Origin of the sequence: Lactobacillus sp. ESL0225 (genome assembly GCF_003692905.1) — a bacterium.
GTDB lineage: Bacteria > Bacillota > Bacilli > Lactobacillales > Lactobacillaceae > Lactobacillus > Lactobacillus bombicola.
On sequence record NZ_REHK01000010.1, the window covers coordinates 24788 to 43893 of the forward strand.

The 19106-nt window shown below is 34.4% G+C and carries 18 protein-coding genes and 1 pseudogene; 3 read left to right on the forward strand and 16 right to left on the reverse strand.

Annotated features, from left to right (window positions below):
- Positions 1 to 36: 36 nt before the first annotated feature.
- From F5ESL0225_RS06155 to F5ESL0225_RS06185, 7 genes are all read right to left on the reverse strand, one after another.
- Positions 37 to 2652, reverse strand: a complete 2616-nt coding sequence (locus F5ESL0225_RS06155) for a glycoside hydrolase family 38 C-terminal domain-containing protein (RefSeq protein ID WP_122048085.1) — start codon at positions 2650 to 2652, stop codon at positions 37 to 39.
- Between the two features lie 8 nt (positions 2653 to 2660).
- Positions 2661 to 5330, reverse strand: coding sequence for a glycoside hydrolase family 38 C-terminal domain-containing protein (locus F5ESL0225_RS06160; protein WP_122048086.1), 2670 nt, complete (start codon positions 5328 to 5330; stop codon positions 2661 to 2663).
- A 77-nt stretch (positions 5331 to 5407) separates the two neighbouring features.
- Positions 5408 to 6505: a PTS fructose transporter subunit IIC gene (locus F5ESL0225_RS06165; protein ID WP_122048087.1), complete on the reverse strand. Its 1098-nt coding sequence runs from the start codon at positions 6503 to 6505 to the stop codon at positions 5408 to 5410.
- Between the two features lie 3 nt (positions 6506 to 6508).
- On the reverse strand, positions 6509 to 6826 hold the full coding sequence (locus F5ESL0225_RS06170; protein WP_090092262.1) for a PTS fructose transporter subunit IIB: 318 nt from the start codon (positions 6824 to 6826) through the stop codon (positions 6509 to 6511).
- Positions 6827 to 6831: 5 nt separating this feature from the next.
- Entirely contained in the window at positions 6832 to 7281 is a 450-nt protein-coding gene (locus tag F5ESL0225_RS06175) for a PTS sugar transporter subunit IIA (RefSeq protein WP_090092264.1), read from the reverse strand.
- A 210-nt stretch (positions 7282 to 7491) separates the two neighbouring features.
- Complete coding sequence (locus F5ESL0225_RS06180; protein ID WP_122048088.1) at positions 7492 to 8775, reverse strand: glycosyltransferase family 2 protein; 1284 nt, start codon at positions 8773 to 8775, stop codon at positions 7492 to 7494.
- Positions 8776 to 8784: 9 nt separating this feature from the next.
- Positions 8785 to 9264, reverse strand: coding sequence for a cell division protein (locus F5ESL0225_RS06185; protein ID WP_118898090.1), 480 nt, complete (start codon positions 9262 to 9264; stop codon positions 8785 to 8787).
- 192 nt (positions 9265 to 9456) lie between these two features.
- Here F5ESL0225_RS06185 and F5ESL0225_RS06190 point away from each other — a divergent pair.
- The 3 genes and pseudogenes from F5ESL0225_RS06190 to F5ESL0225_RS06200 all read left to right on the forward strand — a co-directional run bounded on the left by F5ESL0225_RS06190 (position 9457) and on the right by F5ESL0225_RS06200 (position 12836).
- Positions 9457 to 10530: pseudogene (locus F5ESL0225_RS06190) on the forward strand (S66 peptidase family protein).
- Positions 10531 to 10887: 357 nt separating this feature from the next.
- Entirely contained in the window at positions 10888 to 11568 is a 681-nt protein-coding gene (locus F5ESL0225_RS06195; protein WP_122048089.1) for an ABC transporter ATP-binding protein, read from the forward strand.
- Entirely contained in the window at positions 11568 to 12836 is a 1269-nt protein-coding gene (locus F5ESL0225_RS06200) for an FtsX-like permease family protein (RefSeq protein ID WP_122048090.1), read from the forward strand. Before F5ESL0225_RS06195 ends, F5ESL0225_RS06200 begins: the two co-directional genes overlap by 1 nt.
- A gap of 40 nt (positions 12837 to 12876) precedes the next feature.
- Here F5ESL0225_RS06200 and F5ESL0225_RS06205 read toward each other — a convergent pair whose 3' ends face one another.
- From F5ESL0225_RS06205 to F5ESL0225_RS06245, 9 genes are all read right to left on the reverse strand, one after another.
- A complete protein-coding gene (locus tag F5ESL0225_RS06205) occupies positions 12877 to 13245 on the reverse strand; it encodes a DUF6176 family protein (RefSeq protein ID WP_228150092.1) in 369 nt (122 codons plus the stop codon).
- 88 nt (positions 13246 to 13333) lie between these two features.
- A complete protein-coding gene (gene rpsI / locus F5ESL0225_RS06210; protein ID WP_090092275.1) occupies positions 13334 to 13729 on the reverse strand; it encodes a 30S ribosomal protein S9 in 396 nt (131 codons plus the stop codon).
- Between the two features lie 12 nt (positions 13730 to 13741).
- The gene (gene rplM, locus F5ESL0225_RS06215) at positions 13742 to 14185 is read right to left on the reverse strand and encodes a 50S ribosomal protein L13 (protein WP_090092276.1); all 444 of its coding nucleotides are present in this window, start codon (positions 14183 to 14185) and stop codon (positions 13742 to 13744) included.
- A gap of 106 nt (positions 14186 to 14291) precedes the next feature.
- The gene (gene truA / locus F5ESL0225_RS06220; protein ID WP_122022129.1) at positions 14292 to 15077 is read right to left on the reverse strand and encodes a tRNA pseudouridine(38-40) synthase TruA; all 786 of its coding nucleotides are present in this window, start codon (positions 15075 to 15077) and stop codon (positions 14292 to 14294) included.
- Complete coding sequence (locus F5ESL0225_RS06225; protein WP_122022130.1) at positions 15077 to 15874, reverse strand: energy-coupling factor transporter transmembrane protein EcfT; 798 nt, start codon at positions 15872 to 15874, stop codon at positions 15077 to 15079. The genes truA and F5ESL0225_RS06225 overlap by 1 nt, the downstream gene beginning before the upstream one ends.
- Positions 15875 to 15878: 4 nt before the next feature.
- Positions 15879 to 16724 (reverse strand): energy-coupling factor transporter ATPase, encoded by an 846-nt coding sequence (locus F5ESL0225_RS06230; protein ID WP_122022131.1) that lies wholly within the window; start codon positions 16722 to 16724, stop codon positions 15879 to 15881.
- Positions 16700 to 17551: an energy-coupling factor transporter ATPase gene (locus tag F5ESL0225_RS06235; RefSeq protein ID WP_122022132.1), complete on the reverse strand. Its 852-nt coding sequence runs from the start codon at positions 17549 to 17551 to the stop codon at positions 16700 to 16702. The genes F5ESL0225_RS06230 and F5ESL0225_RS06235 overlap by 25 nt, the downstream gene beginning before the upstream one ends.
- Positions 17552 to 17727: 176 nt before the next feature.
- Entirely contained in the window at positions 17728 to 18111 is a 384-nt protein-coding gene (gene rplQ / locus F5ESL0225_RS06240) for a 50S ribosomal protein L17 (RefSeq protein ID WP_090092283.1), read from the reverse strand.
- Positions 18112 to 18137: 26 nt separating this feature from the next.
- Positions 18138 to 19076 carry a DNA-directed RNA polymerase subunit alpha gene (locus F5ESL0225_RS06245; protein ID WP_122022133.1) on the reverse strand — a complete coding sequence of 313 codons (939 nt, stop codon included), beginning with the start codon at positions 19074 to 19076 and terminating at the stop codon, positions 18138 to 18140.
- Between the last annotated feature and the right edge of the window lie 30 nt (positions 19077 to 19106).

Here is a 19106-nt window from a genome sequence, read left to right on the forward strand (position 1 = left end):
TTCCCCTTTTTGTAATCCACTTTTACTTACACATTACTATATCTGTTTGATTAAAGTAATCATGTCATAGGGAGCAATTTGAAAACTTTGTTTTCCAATTTCTTCAAGGCCATTAATAACTTTATAACCCAATTTTTCAAGATATAACACATCCTGTGTCTCGCTAGTAAGATTAGATAATCGCAAAATAAAACTATTTTCTACCGTATAGGCAAGATACAGTGCTGAAACCTCAACCCCTGGTTCAATTATCAGCCAAGATTGCTCTTTTTTAAGTTCATGAAGCCCAGTAGGATATTCTATATCCCATAATTTATTATCTAAACGATTCACAAATAGATTATGTGTTTGCATTTGATAACCAACAGATGGGGTATACCACTTAGTTAAGTCCTGAGCTATCTGTTTTTCATTTAATTTTGAACCATTATAAGCACATAACCCAAAAACGAATTCATTTTGTCCTAATTCTTGCGCTAATGGGGTTGGCATCATTACATGCCCCACTGAAGTAGTATCACCAGAAGCTCGGCCAGGACGCCATAGTAAATCAGATTTACCCAATTGCCCTGTAGTTGCCATTAACGTAATTAAAAGGGTATCTGCAACTTTCTCATACTCTTTTTGACCCGTACCAAAGAAGTATAATCCGTTAATTTCATCGCACAGGCCAACACAGCGATCGAATACATAAATATTTACCGGCTTTTCAACAAATTCATCATTCCAATCATCTGCAATCTTTTCATTAATAGTCTTGCTAAAGCCACCTTGAATTTGAGCATGTGCAAAATTAGTGGTAATTCCTGTTTTTATCTTTAGCCGCAAACGATGAGATAGAGCTTGATTATCAATCTCCAATTTGGCACCTAACACAGGTGAATCTTTTCTTAATTCTAGGATTAATTTATATTTTATTTCAGCAGTTTGTTTTTGCTTTAAACGATCTTTTAAAGTTCTTGGCAGCTCCCAAGTTCCTGTTAAAGTCATACGTTCAATGCCTGAAGCACTATATTTTTTAACATTGCCATTCCATGGAAGCTGCATTTCTTGATCACCTTTTAGTGGTGAAAAGTCATAAGTATCACCATCATTTCCTTGATCATAAATACGAATCACATCAGGAAAAATTTTATTAGCCGTTTTCATTGTGAATTTGCCATCTGAAAAAGATAGGTCAATATTTTGATTAGTGATTTTCGTCCCCACATCTTGCCTTAATTCTTCACACGGTGTTTCGCAATCTTCAAAATGAACTACTTGATAGCCTAATCCTTGCATCTTAATTTTTAAGCTTACCTTTATTTTGTAATATCCAGGTTCATCTTTAAATTCATAACCATTAGGAGTTAATTGCATAATATTAGGACGCGATAGTATCTTCTCACTGGCTAAAATAACCGCCTGATTTTGATTAGGAAATTTAATTTTTTTACTTGAACTAATAATTTCAATTGTCTTACGTCCATCAAAATTATAAGGATCGGTATTAAATACAATAACATCATGATCAGTTAAAGATAACCGTTGAGCCAATCTTTTTTTGATATAATTTTCAACTCCTGCCGCGATTTCAAAAGCCTGCTTAAAACGGTGGTCTATATCAATGGCTACATTATCAGTCACACTACCACCAAGAGTATCGTGAGGCTGTAATTCAAATAATAATTTCCAGAGTTTAATAACGATTCCGTTAGAAATTGGAATATTCGCGTAACGTGCAATAATCATTAATGGTTCCAGTCTTCGAGTAATTACTTGCTCTAAGTTAAAATTTTGTCTTTTATTTCTTGACCTAACTGAAGTAATTGTACGGTGAACGCGCGAGTAGGTAGGGTAGCGCAATTCTCCCTGATATGTAGGTAATTTTTTACTATGTAATTTAGCCATAAACTTGGGATAAGTACTGTTGATAACCTCATAACGAGAATATTTGTTCACCTCCTTCAATGTTGCTGAAATATTATGAATAATATTCATTTGATCGATACCAGATGGTATTAAAACTTCATCATGGTGACCATTTGCGGCTTCAAATTCTATTCCTTTATCTAAACGCTCTTTAACAAATTTTTGCAAATTTTGTTTTGAGACTAAATCAATTTGACCGGTATAGTAACCCAAAGGAAAATTTGCTGCAAAAACTGCCTTCCCGCCCAGTGCTTTCCACTTGAAATAAACTGAATTAGTTTGCCTTTGAAAGTTTGTACCACGCCAAGATAAAAAATCATGAATATCAACTTGATGTAGGATCATTGGCAAATTGGCATTAAAACCAAATGTATCAGGCAAATAGCCTAACATCATTGGATTACCATAGTTTTCTTTAGCATCAATAATGCCAATAATTAAATTTCTAAGTAGCGATTCAGCGCTTGGAACCATCGCATCCGTTTGTGTGTACCACGGGCCAATAAAGAGCTGTTTACGCTCTACTAAACGATGAATTCTTTTCTTGCCCTCAGGATGAATTTCAACATATTCATCAATGATAGACATCTGACCATCTAAAGTAAAATTTGCTTCTGGATGATTCTCTAATTCATCTAAAACTTCTGTAAATAATTGATCACTCAGTACTTGTGCATCTTGTGATGTAAAATACCATTCTCGATCCCAATGAGTATGATTGACAAAATATGCTTTAACCATAATCCCTCCTAAAATTGACAATAAACTGTTATAAATTTTGCATGTTTTAATTTGGGTAAAACTACTTGATTATTTTCAATTAATAATTCTGATTGACCGACTCCTTTTAAATTAACCAATTTAACAAGCTTAGGAGTCTGGGTGAATACAATTTTCCCGCCTACTTCATGGAATAGTGGATTATATAATCGGATTTCATAGGACTTAGTACCAGGAACTGTTTTAATTGTGCTTGTTACCAAATTACTTTCAAGTTTAAATAAGCTCAATTCCTCTTGGTATTTTCTTTTCACTGGGTTAAATGGAAAAGTTAATCGGCCATTTAAGAACTCTGCGTACTCATAAATTTGTAAAGGAGTATCCCACTGCTTTACTTCATTTGCCAAGCTACTTTGATCATAAGTTGTAGCCAATGTTTTTAAAGCAAATTCAAAAGATAACTTTTTTTGCAATTGAGCCTGTGGTGTAACCACGGTCTCATCACCAGAAGCTCTACCAGGTCGATATAACAAATTTTTTTTGCCCAACATCCCATAAGTACGAAAAATTGTTAACCTCATAATAGAATGGTTTTTTCCAATACATTCATACTCTCTTACACCTTGAGGTATTACAGCCATACATCTTGTATTATTAGATATGGCAACAAAACTTTGCATCGTATTGATTGAAATAGGCATTTCCTGCCATTTATCAGTTTCTTGCCGCCATAAAGTCAGTTCTTTTTCTTTAACTACTTGTCTTTTAACCGTTCCAAATTGCATATCTGCAATACTTGTCTTAGTCACTATTTCACTATCAAAATTAATACACAATCGATGACTTTTAGACTTTCTATTATCAACATTAATTTTAAAAGCAATAATTTTGCTATTTTTAGTTAAAGTAACCTCCAAACTAACTGGCATGGTAGTATCAACAACTTTTTGCGCACGTTTAGTTAAGTTACTTGGTATTTTAAAATTAAAATTAATGATTAACTGATTTTTTAATTTTCCTAAATACTGATAAACTTTATAAGATTGCTGGGTGGAAAAGATATGCATATCTTTTCGTGGTGGTGAATAATTATAGGAGTCCCCATCGTCTCCATTTTCTTCTAGAATAGCTTGATTTTGATAAAGATATTGATTACTTTTATCCAAAATATTTAAACTACCATCGTCATTAACTTCAATACGGTAAAATTCATTTTCAATCATCTTACCTTCTACAATTCGCTTAAGGTGACGCTCTTGATCAGGTAAAACTGACAAGTATAGTTGTTTATATCCAAATGATGGAATTTGTGTACATTCGATATCTAAATCAATTTGATAAACTTTTTGTGGATGATAAATTTGCTTACCTGGATCTAATTGAATAGTTGCATCAGTTAATTTTTTTGTTACATCTTTAATATTTGTAATTTCAAATTGAATATTGCTACCCTGTATATCTCGAATTGAAAAGGCTCGACTTGGTGAATATAGGGTATAATGTAAGACCTCATTACGAATAACTGGCATTGAATTAAATACTGTAAGAGTTATTGGATGATTAGCATTTTCTATCCTAGTAGAAATTTCTCGCATGGTAAGTTCAACTAGACCGGTTGAAAGATCTTGAACTTCTTTATACCGCATTTCAATATCTTCGTTTACACGATCAGAAACACAATTTCCCATTGAATCATGAGCAGCATTTTTAAACATTTTTTTCCAAATATCATTAACTGCTTGCTCTGGATATTCAAAACCAAAGTGATTACCTAATGTAAGTATAGGTTCCATAATATTACTCAAATAAAATTGTAACTTTGTATTGAGCTGTTTAATATCCGCCCTAGAGGAATAAATTGATTTATGCACACGCATGTCTTTTCCACAATCTTGCTCACCACTTATCCGTTTCAATAGTGGATTTTGTTGACGAACTGCCTTGATATATTCTTCAAGCGAAGCAACTTTAAAAGTAAATTTGCCAGCATTAGCATGATTTAATTTACTAGTAAACTTTGGCAAATCAAATCTAATTGGAGCCATATCAGAGCCGTTAGGAAAAAGTAAATTATTAGTGGTTGCTGTCAGAGTAACCGTTTTAAATGGTTCTTCTGTCATTAATTCTGCTAATTTAGTTTCATCAATTACACCACCAATAAAATAGCCACAAGCCATCCGGTAAACTGTAACTTCTGAGCCATCTTCGCCCTGCCAAATAAATTCAGATTTAGAAGCGCTACTTAATGAGAATCCTCGATATAAAACAGCAGCATGAATGTCAAATTCTCGGTATATCTGTGGCATACTTGATTCCTGACCAAAGGAATCAGGAACATAAGCAATATTCATGTAGCCACCCAATTTATCGCATTCTTGCATTCCAATGCGTAAATTATTAACAATACTTTCTGCTGAAACCATGAATTGGTCGGTTTGCGTGTACCATGGACCTAAAATCAACCTTTTATTCTTTACTAACTTTTTTACCCGATCCATATCCTGTGGTCGCCATTTTAAATAATCTTCTATAAGTGAAGCTTGTCCATCTAATAAAAAAGAGTGATATTTTATATCATTTTCTAAACAATCGATTACATCTTTTAAATCTTTTAAAAGATAAATTTTTGCAGTAGAAGAAGTAAAAAACCATTCTCTATCCCAATGCGTATGCGGAACAATAAAAACCTTTTTAACCATTATTTCTCCTAAAGTTAAAAACTATAGTTTGAAAATAACGATGATTTAATTTTCAACTATAGTTTTTACCGTAATTATTATTGAATGTTTAATTCTATATCATCATCGCTCATCGATTCTTCACCAGTTGAGTTTTGATCAGTAAAGTCTGCAATTAACGGGGCCGCAATTGCAATAAACAAAGCACAAACTAAAATTCCAGCCAGATATGCAATAATATTATCCGCCGTTAAAATACCAGGCAGTCCTCCTAAAGGGGGAATATGTGATTTTACTCCTAAAAAAGCTCCAGTAGCTGAGCCTAAAGCACCACCGATGATATTCACAATAATCAGTTGTGGAGCCTTCATCATAAACGGAATTGCACCTTCTGTAATTCCAAATGTACCCATAATCAAATTATTATGACCCATTTCTAAAAGTTCAGAAGAAAAACGATTTCTAGGCCAAATAAAACTCATAATGGCGTAACCCATGGGAATTGCACAAATAGCAATATTAGTATATAGACATGGTTGATAAATTCCCTCGATAAAGAAGAAATTTCCAACTCCCCAGGCTGCTTTATTAACGGGGCCACCAAGATCGACACCAATCATGCCTCCCATAATAGCTGCAAGTAAAATTGCATTCGTCTTTTGTTCAACCATGAATTTTACCCATGAAGTTAAACCATTATTAATCCAAGCTAATGGTGGTGTAAGCACCACACCTACAAATAAGGCAACTGAGCCCACGGTTAAAAGCGGCATAATAATTAGTTCAATTGCTGAATTCCATTTATCTGGAACTTTAATCTTTCGGCACCACCTTGCAACATACCCAGCAATCAGTCCCGCAACAATTGCTCCGATAAATCCTAATTGATTGTTAGTAGCAAGCTGACCACCAATAAATCCTGCACCTAATGCAGGTTTATCTCCTAGTGCATAAGCAATGTAACCGCCAATAACTAAATTAACTAACCCAATTCCAATCCAACCAACCTGATTGATTTGATACAACATATGAAAAAATCCACTAGATTTTGCGAATTTTGATAAGTCACCATAGCCAAAGCACATGCCAATCAACTGTGGCACTCCGACTACTAAGGCACCACCAATTACAGTAGGAATCATATACGAAATCCCACTCATCACGGCTCCTTCCCATTCTTTTAGCAACCGTTTCATTTTTTAGTCCTCCTTTTTAATCGCGGCAGCACACTTCTTCAAAACAGCTTTTGGTGCTTTAATACAAGTATTAATATCTACCCTAATTACAGGCTTGCCTTCAAATCTTTCCATACTGGTAATTTTTTGGTCAGAAGCAATGAGTACAAAATCTGCTATTTTTGCTTCTTCTTGAGTAATTGCATTAACTGGCCCCATCATCCCCTGTTGTTCAATCTTAACATTCCAACCTAATTCTTTACCTGCCTTCTCTAAGGCTTTAGCTGCCATTGGTGTATGTGCTAAACCTGCTGGACAAGCTGATACTCCGACTACATTCATAATTGTTACTCTCCTATTCTTTCATTAATAAAATTTGCTATTTCATTTCTATTAGTCATTCGCCGTAATTCTTTTTTAAAATCGTGTTCCAATAAGGCTGTCGATAAATTAGCCAACATTTTTAAATGCTCATTGCCTACATTTTGAGGTGGAACCATCAAAGCAAAAACATCCGTTACTGGTTGATCATCATATGTTTGCCACTTTAAAGGATTTGCCAATCTAAAGTATAAAAAGCCAGCCTTTTTAACAGCAGCAGTTTTAGCATGTGGAATAGCAAAACCATCTTCTAAACCAGTAGAAAATTCCTTTTCCCTATCAATAAAGCTCTTATTTAAAGCTTTAGCATCCGTGGTGTAACCTGTTATAACAGCGACTTCTGAAATGTACTTTAACAAAGAATTAATGCTTGACTCACTTACATTTAGAAAAACGTTTTCCTGTGAAAAATTCATTTTTATTATCACTTCCAATTCCTAAAAGGCTTTACTGAAATTAAGCCTAACTTAAATTGATTATTTTGTAATTAGTAACAATTTCCATTTAAGTTGGAAAAAATATAATTTAAATATTTTTACTTTATTTTGCTTTTTTAAGAAACATAAAAAGCGTTCTTCTAATTAGAAAAACGCTTTTAAATTAATTAAAACAAAATTACCTAAAGACTATCTTGTCGGACTGACCCAAGTACCGGATCCATAGCCCAAGATCGTTTTTACTGCGGGAATAAAAGTAGTAATTATTGTAATAGTATTAATTACCCATAAGCACAATAAATAAATAGGTGCAAATAAAATATAACTTAATTTATTCCCACGAGTATCAATCAATAAAGCCGTAGTCAGCTGTAAAGTTCCGGCAATCATTTCAAAGCAAATAAGTAATAAAGTTGAAAATATTAAATATAACAACTGTGACCAGTTTTGCGTAGCACAATAATTGATTACTAAAAAAGCAAAAATTATTGACGAGATAGCAAAAAAGAACGACCACAGAATACTAAATGTTTGGTCAAATAATAATAACGATTCGCCTAAATTTTTAATGGGATGGCGTAAAACTTTTAATAAGTTAGTCAACCAAACTTCCGTACCACCCTTAGCCCAACGTTTACGCTGATGGTATAAATCTTTTAGTGTTTCCGGCACTAATGTATAAGAAATAATATTAGGGGCAAAAACTGACAGCCAATTATTTAATTGATGGTCCCACGCAATACTAATATCTTCAGTAGCACGATCTTGACGAAATAAGCCTACATCCATTAAGGCGCTTTTACGATACATCGTATTTGCGCCACTGTACGCAAAGATACTACCAAAAACACCCATTTCAGCCCGCTTAATGATTCCAACAATACTAGAAAATTCAACAGTGATTGATTTAGTAATCAGTTTAGTCCGATTCCTAACCTCAACATTAGAAGTTACGGCTGCAATATTTTGTCCTTCTGGACTATTAAAGTAATTAACATATCGGTTTAACGCATCCGGTTCTGGGATGGTGTCAGCATCGTTGCTAAGTACAAGTTCTCCCTTAGCAAAAGCTACCCCGACGTTAAAAGCATGGGCTTTACCCTTATTTTTTTCAACTCGAATAACACGCAAATTGGAATAATGTTTTTGAAGGGATTGTAAAATTTGTGGTGTTCGATCTGTGGAACAATCATCAATTACTAAAACTTCATAATTATTATAATTTAATTCATTAAGTAAATAAGTAACAGTTTCTTTTAAACTTGCTTGTTCATTATGGGCTGGAATCATAATCGTAATAAAGGGCGCCTTATTTTCAGCAATAGTAGTAAAAGCCTTCTTCTTATTGCGAAATACATATCTATAACATAATCCTCCGACAAACCAACCCAATCCACCTAGAATAGGATAAGAAATTAAGATTAAGAATAATCCATTTAGTAACGGTTTAATTGTTGACCAAGTTATATCCATCAATTAACCTCATTTCTTAAACAAACGTTGCGCAAAATCATTTTCAAGATTTTGTTCTGGTTTAACACTATAGAAATTATATTGCTGGCGCTGTTTTAAATCACCAAATTTTTCGGTCCAACCTTGCTCAATTAATTTTTCATGTCTCATACGGCGCTTTTGATCAACTACTCTATGCTTGGTCCAAACAAAAGCAAAATGACGGTTATTATGAACGGTCAAAAATAAATAGGTTATTATAATGATAATGAAGATAATTATAAAAAATTCAATTAAAAATTTCATAGGTAAAATAATATCCGAATAATATTTAATATGCGCTTTTTGAGCAATTTGCGGAAAATGTAAAATTATATAAACGCCAATAAACGGTGAAATAACACCCAGCCAGCCAATTATGGCAATTATTGTTTGCCTTATCTTTAAATGCCAATTTCCTGAAGTAAAATAGTCATCTTGGGCTAAGTCAGAAAAAGATCTATGACTCATTATTAGTTTCCTCCTTATCTTATTCCATTCATGGATACCTAATTCTTTTATATTTACTTTATTATTATTACTATTTTAGGTCAAGAAAACAGAAATTATTAAATTGTTTTTGATTTTTCACCATCTATTGTATTTACTTAACCTATGATATACTGATGTTTAATTATTTTATAATAAAAAGGAGGCTAAATTTTGTTAGTAAAACCACATCAATTACAAAAAGGTGATCAAGTAGCACTAATTAGTTGGTCTAGTGGTGTCTTAGGCGAAAAGCAGGTTCTTCATGAACGAAAATTAGGGGAAAAGCGCTTAAAAGAACTAGGTCTTAAATTTATTTATATGCCTAATTCCTTAAAAGGAACTACTTACCTAAAAAAGCATCCCAATGAACGGGCTAATGATTTAAAAGAAGCTTTTATGAATCCTGAAATTAAAGCAATTATTGCGGCCATTGGCGGTGATGATACTTATCGCTTGTTACCATATTTAATGGAAGATTCAGATTTTATTAAAGCAGTACAAACAAGCCCCAAACTATTTACAGGATTTTCGGACACGACAAATAATCACCTAATGTTTTATCGATTAGGGATGCAGAGCTTTTATGGACCTAATTTTTTAAATAATCTCGCAGAATTAGATGTTAGTATGCTAGAATACACCCTAAATACTTGAAATCATTTCTTTATTAACCCACCTACAACTAATATTCCTGCAAGTCAAACTTGGTATGAAGAACGAACCGATTTTTCGCCTAAAGCAATCAATCATCCTCGAATTAGCCATCGCGATACTGGTTATCAAGTGCTTCGAGGAAATGGAATTATTCAAGGGCGACTTTGGGGTGGCTGCTTAGACAGTCTCTATGATGACTTGACCCAATATCGTTATCCTGATCAAGCCGAAATTATTCGGCATTACCGATTAATTTTATCTCCCCAAGAAGCTCAAAACATCATTTTATTCATTGAAACTAGTGAAGAATGTCTCTCTCCAGATTTATATGCCCAAATGCTTGATCAACTAGATCAAGCAGGTCTTTTAAAATCTATTCGAGGAATCTTAATGGGAAAGCCACAGAACAATTGCTATGTTAACGAATATCAGACCAAGCTTTTAGCAGCCACTGCAAAATATCAAACACCCATTTTGGCAAACGTTAATATTGGTCATGCCTACCCCCACACCGCGCTTCCTTACGGCGCTCTTGCGCAAATTAACCTTGATCAGTCTTCTTTAAAAATTTTAGAACCATATTTTTCTTAACTTAAAAGCGTTATCCAAAACATTGAATAACGCTTTTTAAAATTACTACCTTTTTAATAATTAACCTTTTTTTCTATATATCTGAGCCACCTTAATTTTAAACTGATTCCATTCATTTTTAATAACTTGTAATTACATTTTACCTACCTTTGTTATTTTATAATAGCATTGCTTCCGTCCCTGAAATGGTTCATCGCATGTTAGCAAGTATTTTTCTCTTTGCAAACTAGCAAATAATATGAATAAAGCAAAACATTCTATCATTTAGCATAAATTATTTTATATTTATTTAATAAAAGCTTGAATTTTATTAATTATAGTGTATTATTTATATATAACACTAAAGGAGAGAGAACAATGAGCTTATTAGAAACTCAGAATGTGGTCAGAACTTATGGTAAAGGCACAACCAAGTTTGATGCATTACGCGGAGTTAGTTTAGCAATAGATAAAGGTGAATCAGTTGCCATTATTGGTAAAAGTGGATCTGGAAAATCAACTTTAATGCATATTATGGCACTTCTTGATCAACCAACTTCCGGGAGTATTTTATTAGATAACCAACCGACAAACAAAATTAAAGGGCGAGCTTTAAATAAATTACGTAATCAAACTTTTGGCTTTGTCTTTCAACAATTTTTCTTAAATGCTCAAGATACCGTTCTTGAAAATGTAATGTTGCCATTAAAAATTGCTGGTGTAACGGGAAAAAGGCGCAAGGAATTGGCTTTAGCGGCAATCAGGGCGGTTGACCTTGAAAGTAAAGCTCAAAATAAAGCTAGTAACCTTTCTGGTGGTCAAAAACAACGTGTTTGTATTGCTCGCGCACTAGTTAATGAGCCACAAATTATTTTTGCTGATGAGCCAACTGGTAACTTAGACTCAACTACCGGAGAAATGGTAGAAAATATTTTGTTTAAGTTACATCGTGAAAAAGGAATTACCTTAATCATCGTTACTCACGATCCTGATCTGGCTCAAAAATGTCAAAGACAAATTCAAATTAAAGATGGTCTAGTAGTTGAAGGGGGAGCATAATGAAGTATCGCGATATTTTAAACTCGGCTGCCAGTAATTTATGGCACAACAAAGGGCGAACATTTTTAACAATTATCGCTGTGCTAATCGGGGCTTTAACCCTGAGCATTACAATGGGGATTAATTCTGGTGTCAATAATTACTTAACCAAACAAATTGGAAACGTTGGTAATACTGAGCAAATGATTATCGCTCCTAGTTTTTCTAGTGGCAATAGTAATGGTGCACCAGAAAGATACAATACCAACAAAAGTAGCAATAATGCTGACGGAATGTTGACTAAAAATGACTTCAAGAAAATCAAAACAGTTAAAGGTATAAAAGATATTAAAGCATTAAAGGATAGCAACGTTACTTATGTCCAAGGACTTAATAAAGTCAAATATGTTATCGATGCTCAGCCAACCCTGGGAATTGCTTATGACTTAAATGCCGGGCGACAAGTTGCAATTTCAGGTAATTCATCAGAAATTCTTTTAACTAAACAAATGATGAAAGCCTTTGGTTATCACAATGCTCAGCAAGCTTTAGGAAAATCAATCACACTTGTGACTAATTCACCCGTTACCAAAAAGAAACAAAAAATTTCAGCTAAAATTGTTGGTATTCGTAATGATAGTATGATTAGTAGCGGTCAAAATGTTTATAGTCATGGCTTAAGTCAAAAAATAATCAAAGCCAATCAAGATGGCATGCCTAAGGCACTTAAAGATCGCTATGTTGAAATTGTCGCAACACCAACTAGTAAGAATCCTGATAAAATCGCAACAATCGAAAAGAAATTAGCTAAAAAAGGTTACACTGCCCAAACTTTAAAGGATGCGGTTAAGCAACTCTTTCAAACCTTTAATATTGCAACAGGTGTATTGATTATTTTTGGAGCAATTGCTCTAATCGCTGCCAGTTTTGGCGTTATCAATACCCTTTACATGTCAGTTCGTGATCGAACACGGGAAATTGGTCTAATGAAAGCTTTAGGATTAAGCCAAGGCAAAGTTTTTTCTATTTTTAGTTGTGAAGCAATTTTAATTGGTTTATTTGGATCACTTCTAGGGTTACTTGGAGCTATGGGGATAGGTCAGGCCTTAAATTCAGTTGCCAGGAAGACTTTCTTAAAGGGAATCGATGGCTTTACCCTAATTCAATTTAATTGGCCTAATAGTTTACTAATTATTGGAATTATTTGCTTAATTACATTTTTAGCGGGAACACTGCCAGCTAGACGAGCAGCTAAGCTCGATCCGATTACCGCTTTAAGATATGAATAAAAAAAAGACGAAAGTTTACTTTCGTCTTTTTTTTTACTTTTTAGTTTTCTGCTTTTTTTATTATTTGCTCAAGTCTAGGAGCTAATAGGCTTTGTTCTAATATCATGTCAACTGGATGATATTTTTCATCAATACATTCATCCCAGTATTCTAAATGTTTTTTATCAATATAGCTCCCAGACTCTTCCACTGCATTCCCCCCAATACCTTGGATTGAATACCAGTAGAAATATGTATAGCCATCTTGATTATCTTCTTTAAATACAGTTTCAATGTACATTTTTTCCCCAGCCATAGTTGCAACGGTATCTTTATGATGCTGATTAAGAAAATCCATCCACTCTTGTGCTTTTTTTTCTTTACCTTTTTTTATTCTAAATCTTGTGAGCTCTATCTGAACATTGATCAATTTATATTTCCTCGTATAAAAAAACATCAACCAGAGATTGATGCTTTTAAAATTACTAGTAATTAACCAGTATAAATTCAATAAAGAATTAACGCTTACTAAATTGTGAAGCTTTACGGGCTTTCTTCAAACCTGGTTTCTTTCTTTCAACCATTCTCGGATCACGAGTTAAGAAGCCAGCCTTCTTTAATGGGCTACGGAAATCTGGATCAACTTCAAGTAAAGCACGTGCAATTCCCAAACGAATTGCACCAGCTTGACCTGAAAAACCCCCACCATTAACGTTAACTTTAACATCGTATTGATTTTCAGTTTCAGTCAAAGTCAATGGTTGCTTCAAATCCTTAACTAAGTTAGGGAATGGAATATATTGATCAATATCTTTATTATTAACAGTGATCTTACCAGTGCCTGGTACTAAGCGTACACGCGCAACTGAATTTTTACGGCGACCAGTACCTGCATATGCAACTTGTTGTGCCATTTATGTAACCTCCTAGATTAACTTGTTAATGTCTAATGCTTCAGGTTTTTGTGCTTCATGCTTGTGTTCAGCATCAGCATAAACATGCATCTTCATAAATTCTTGATGACCAAGAGTATTCTTTGGAAGCATCCCCTTAACTGACAATTCAACTAATCTAACTGGGTTATTAGCAAGTAATTCACCAGCTGGAGTGGCCTTAATGCCACCAAGATAACCAGAGTGGTGGTAGTAAATTTTGTCAGTAGCTTTCTTACCTGTCAACTTAATCTTGGCAGCGTTAATAATAATAACGTTATCACCAGTGTCAACATTAGGTGTATATTGAGGCTTATTTTTGCCTCTCAAAATAGTTGCTACTGCTGTAGACAGACGTCCTAGAGAGACATCTGTTGCATCAATAACATACCACTTACGTTCAATTTCATTAGGTTTTGCTAATTGTGTAGTACGCAATTTAATTTCCTCCGTTTATACGTTGTTTGAAAACAATAAGATTCCGGGGCCTATCGTGGACAAACATACCATATTAGAATACGTCCTTTTATAAAAAAAGTCAATATTATTTACTGTCTTGCCGATATTTTATTGGAACATCCTCATAGAAAACGTGGTATAGATAGAGACCATTTGCTTGTGCCGTTTCTCGAACCTGATTACGATCTTTAGCTTTTATTATCCGCGGTATATCATTAACTGGTCGTTTGCCATTACCTATTTCTAATAACGTTGCTACTAAAATCCGAACCATATTATATAAAAATCCAGAACAAATAAAATCAAATATTAACTCATTGGCCTCCTGGTCAAAATTAACATCAGTATAATACATTGTACGAACTTTATTCTTAATTTGACCACCACTAGCAGTAAAACTCGTAAAATCATGTGTCCCAACTAAATCTTGAGCAGCAATTTTTATTTTTTCTACGTCAATGGGGTAAGGATAGTGACCCGTATAAAAGCGCTTAAATGGATCAACAAAGCGATCTAAACTCATTCGATAGCGATACCACTTGCCTTTAGCGCTATAGCGAACGTGAAAACTTGGATCAACAATTTCACATTTTTTAAAAATAATGTCTAATGGCATCATTGAATTGAGGGCATAAATCATTCGCTCGGCTGCAATTTTATTGCCAGGATAATCAAAATGAATAACTTGGTCATAAGCATGGACGCCAGCATCAGTTCTACCAGATCCTTCAATTGGAACCATTTCTCCCTTAGTCATTTTAATAAGCGCTGCTTCAATTGTCTTTTGAATAGTGCGCTGGTGTGGCTGGGATTGAAAGCCATGAAATAAATGCCCATCATAGGCTAAAGTCATCTTATATCTTGTTTTCATTAATGTGTCCTAAATATTAATAATAAAATAACTAAAATTATAAAATAAACCAAATTAATTAAATCATATAATGACCACTGCAATATTCGATATCTAGTGCGCCCTTGATCACCGCGATAGCCGCGCGATTCCATTGCAGTTGCTAAATCAATTGCCGTTTCAAGAGAACTAATAAAAAGAGGAACCAAAAGAGGCGTAATTGCCTTAGCCCGAGTTATCAAACCGCCATTATTAAAATCTGCACCCCGTGCACGTTGGGCATTCATAATTTTAAAAGTTTGGTCAAATAAAGTCGGCACGAATCTTAAGGCAATTGACATTACCAAAGCAATTTTATCAACTGGAACCTTAAGCAATTTCAGCGGTGTTAATAACCATTCAATCGCATCAGCAATTTCTAAGGGCATAGTTGTAACTGTCATAACTGTTGAAATTAAGACAATAAGCGTAAAACGGATAAAAATATAAATTGCATTGATAATACCATAACTTGAAATCGCCAACATCATCCATTGCCAATATACTTTGCCACCTACGGTAAAGAATAATTGTAACAATGACGTGAAGAGGATTAGCCAAATGATTGGTTTTACCCCATCCCAAAATACTTTACCTTTTAATTTTGTAGCAGCAACTGCTACTAAACTAAAAATTGTCAGGATTGCATAAGTAGCTGGATTATTAGCTAAAAAAATCACAAAAATAAAAAGAATAGTCGCAACTAACTTTCCGCGCGGATCCATTTTGTAAACTATCGAGTCACCAGCAATGTAGCGGCCAATCAAAATTTTATTCACAAGCTCACTTCCTTAAATTATACTTGATTCCGGCTATCAATTCTTTTTTTGTTAGCGGTAAATCAGTAAATGTGTAATTCGTTAGTTGCGAAGCAAACAATGATGCCCTTGGTTCATCCAAGTAATGCTTTTTTAACCAGCTACGATCATTAAATATTTTTTGCGGTATATCATGCTTAATTAAGCGTCCCTTTTCCATCACTAGGACATCATCGGCATACTCTACAACATCATCCATATTGTGCGTAACTAAAATAATAGTATGGCCAGCTTTTTGATATTCAAAGAAAAGTTGCATCATTTTTGCTCTGGCACGTGGATCAAGACCAACTCCTGGTTCATCCAAGCAAAGAATTTCAGGTTCATAGGCCAATACTCCTGCAATTGCTACCCGTCTCATTTGCCCACCTGATAATTCAAAGGGTGACCTATTAGCAATATCTTTTGGTAATCCAACTCGGTCTAACCACATTTGCGCACTAGCTTTTGCTTTTTCTGAATCATAGCCAAAGTTTTTAGGTCCAAAAGCAATATCATCAAGAACTGTATTTTCAAATAACTGTGTTTCTGGAAATTGAAAAACTAAACTGACATGCCGCCGTAATTTTTTTAAATGCTTATCAGTAGTTTCTGGTGTTATAAGACTACCCGCAATTTCGATTTGCCCACTAGTGGGCTTTAATAGTGCATTAAAATGTTGCATTAAAGTCGACTTACCACTGCCAGTATGACCAATAATTGCTGTAAAAGAATTATCTTTTAACTCAAAACTAACATTATCTAGTCCTTTTTTTTCAAGGGGAGAACCTTGTGAATAAACATAACTCACTTTTTGGAATTTAATTGACATAAGTAATTAATCAACTCTTTTTCTGAATTTATAGTATCCGGTATATTTATCGCATTGCTCTGCAAATCTTTCTTTACTTGTTGAAAAAATGGTACAGTCAGTCCTAGTTCATTTAATAACTTAGTTTTTTTAAAAACATACTCAGGTTTTCCCTGAGTTACTATCTGACCATCATTCATTACCAGTACTTGATCGGCTAAAGCTGTTTCATCAATATCATGTGTAATTGCAATCACAGTTAGTCCATATTTGTCTTTCATTTGCTGTACAACTTGCAACACCTGACTTCTTCCATCGGGATCTAACATAGATGTGGCCTCATCTAAAATAATAATTTTAGGCTTAATGGCAATAATACCTGCAATCGCCACTCTTTGCTTTTGCCCGCCAGAAAGAGAACCTGGTTCTGCATCTGCATATTCACTCATTCCAACAGCTGCAATTGCTTTAGGAACAATTTTCGTCATTTCTAAGCGAGAAACCCCTCGATTTTCTAATCCAAAAGCCACATCATCTGCAACTGTCGCACCGACGAATTGATTATCAGGATTTTGAAAAACAACCCCCACACGGTCCCGTATATCCCAAACAGTTTTTTGGGTGAGCCGAATTCCATCAACTTCAATTTTAGAATTAGCATTTTCGTCCGCATCAAGTAACCCATTTATTAAACGAATAATAGTCGACTTACCACTTCCATTATGTCCAATTATAGAAGTCCATGAACCTCTTTCAATGTCAAAAGTCACATTATTAATTGCGGGCTCTTTAGCATCAGGATAAGTAAAACTCACATTTCTAATTTTAATAATATTATCTATCGTCATGCTTTTGGCCTCCTAAGGTATGAGTTAATTGTACCAAAAAAAGGCAAAAAAAATCACCCATGAGGAGGGATAATATGCATTACCTAAGCTAGACTAAACTTTCGTCATCATCCTAACGCTTATTCTCACTCTCATGGATAATTCTTAATAGCTATTAAGTTTTGGTTACTCTCAAATTAAACTAATTCCAAAATAACCATTGGAGCACCATCACCCTTACGAGCAGTGGCTAACTTCATAATTCTGGTATAACCACCATTACGATCTTTGTAACGAGGTGCGATATCACTGAAAAGTTTTTGCAAAGCTGATTTAACAACAACTGCATCTTTTTCTTCATGGATGTCAGCAACTTCATTACGAACAAAGGCAGCAGCTTTTCTTCTAGCTGCTAAGTCACCACGTTTACCTAAAGTAATCATCTTTTCGGCAGTTCTGCGTACTTCTTTAGCACGAGTTTCAGTAGTAACAATGCGTTCATTCATAATTAATTGGGTAGTCATCTCTCTAAGCATTGCTTTTCTATGTGCACTATCCCAACCTAATTTACGGTATGCCATTCAGTTTACCTCCTTTTATTTTTCAGTTAATCTTCTTGACGAAGTGAAAGTCCTAGGTCAGCTAATTTATTTTTAACTTCTTCTAATGATTTTCGGCCTAAGTTACGTACACGCATCATGTCTGCTTCTGTTTTGTCGGTTAATTCTTGCAGAGTATTAATGCCTGCTCGCTTAAGACAGTTATAAGAACGAACAGAAAGGTCAAGCTCTTCAATCGTCATTTCAAGCTTTTTCTCTGCTGTATCGTCTTCTTTTTCAACCATTACATCGTTAAATTTTGTACTTGTATCAGCATTTTCAAACACTTTAAAGTGCTCTGCCAAAATTTTGGCAGCAAAACTTAGGGCGTCATTAGGCTTGATTGAACCATCAGTCCAAATCTCTAAAGTGAGCTTGTCAAAATCGTCTCTCTTACCAACACGAGTTGATTCAACTTGGTAATTAACTTTTTCGATTGGTGAAAAAAGAGAATCAACCGGAATAACACCAATTGGCATGTCTTCACTCTTATTGTCGCTTGCTGCAACATAACCACGACCATTCTTAACGGCAACTTGCATATGCAAATGTCCACCGTCTGCAATGGTACAAATATATTGGTCAGGATTTAATATTTGAATATCAGCGTCAACCTTAAAGTCATCAGCAGTTACAACTGCTGGACCTTCAACGTCAATTTCAATAATTTTTTGTTCATCTGAAAAAGACTTTAATTCAAGCTTCTTCAGGTTCAGAATTATTTTGGCAACGTCTTCTTTTACACCAGGAACGGTTGAAAATTCGTGCAAGACATCATCAATTTGAACATATACTAATCCTGTACCTGGAATAGATGTTAGTAAAACTCTACGTAATGAGTTACCTAAAGTAGTACCAAAGCCTCGTTCAAGTGGTTCAATAACAAATTTACCATAAGACTTCTCTTGGTCCACGACGGTAATATTTGGCTTTTCAAATTCAATCATTACTAGACCCCTTTCAAAACGCAACGTCTT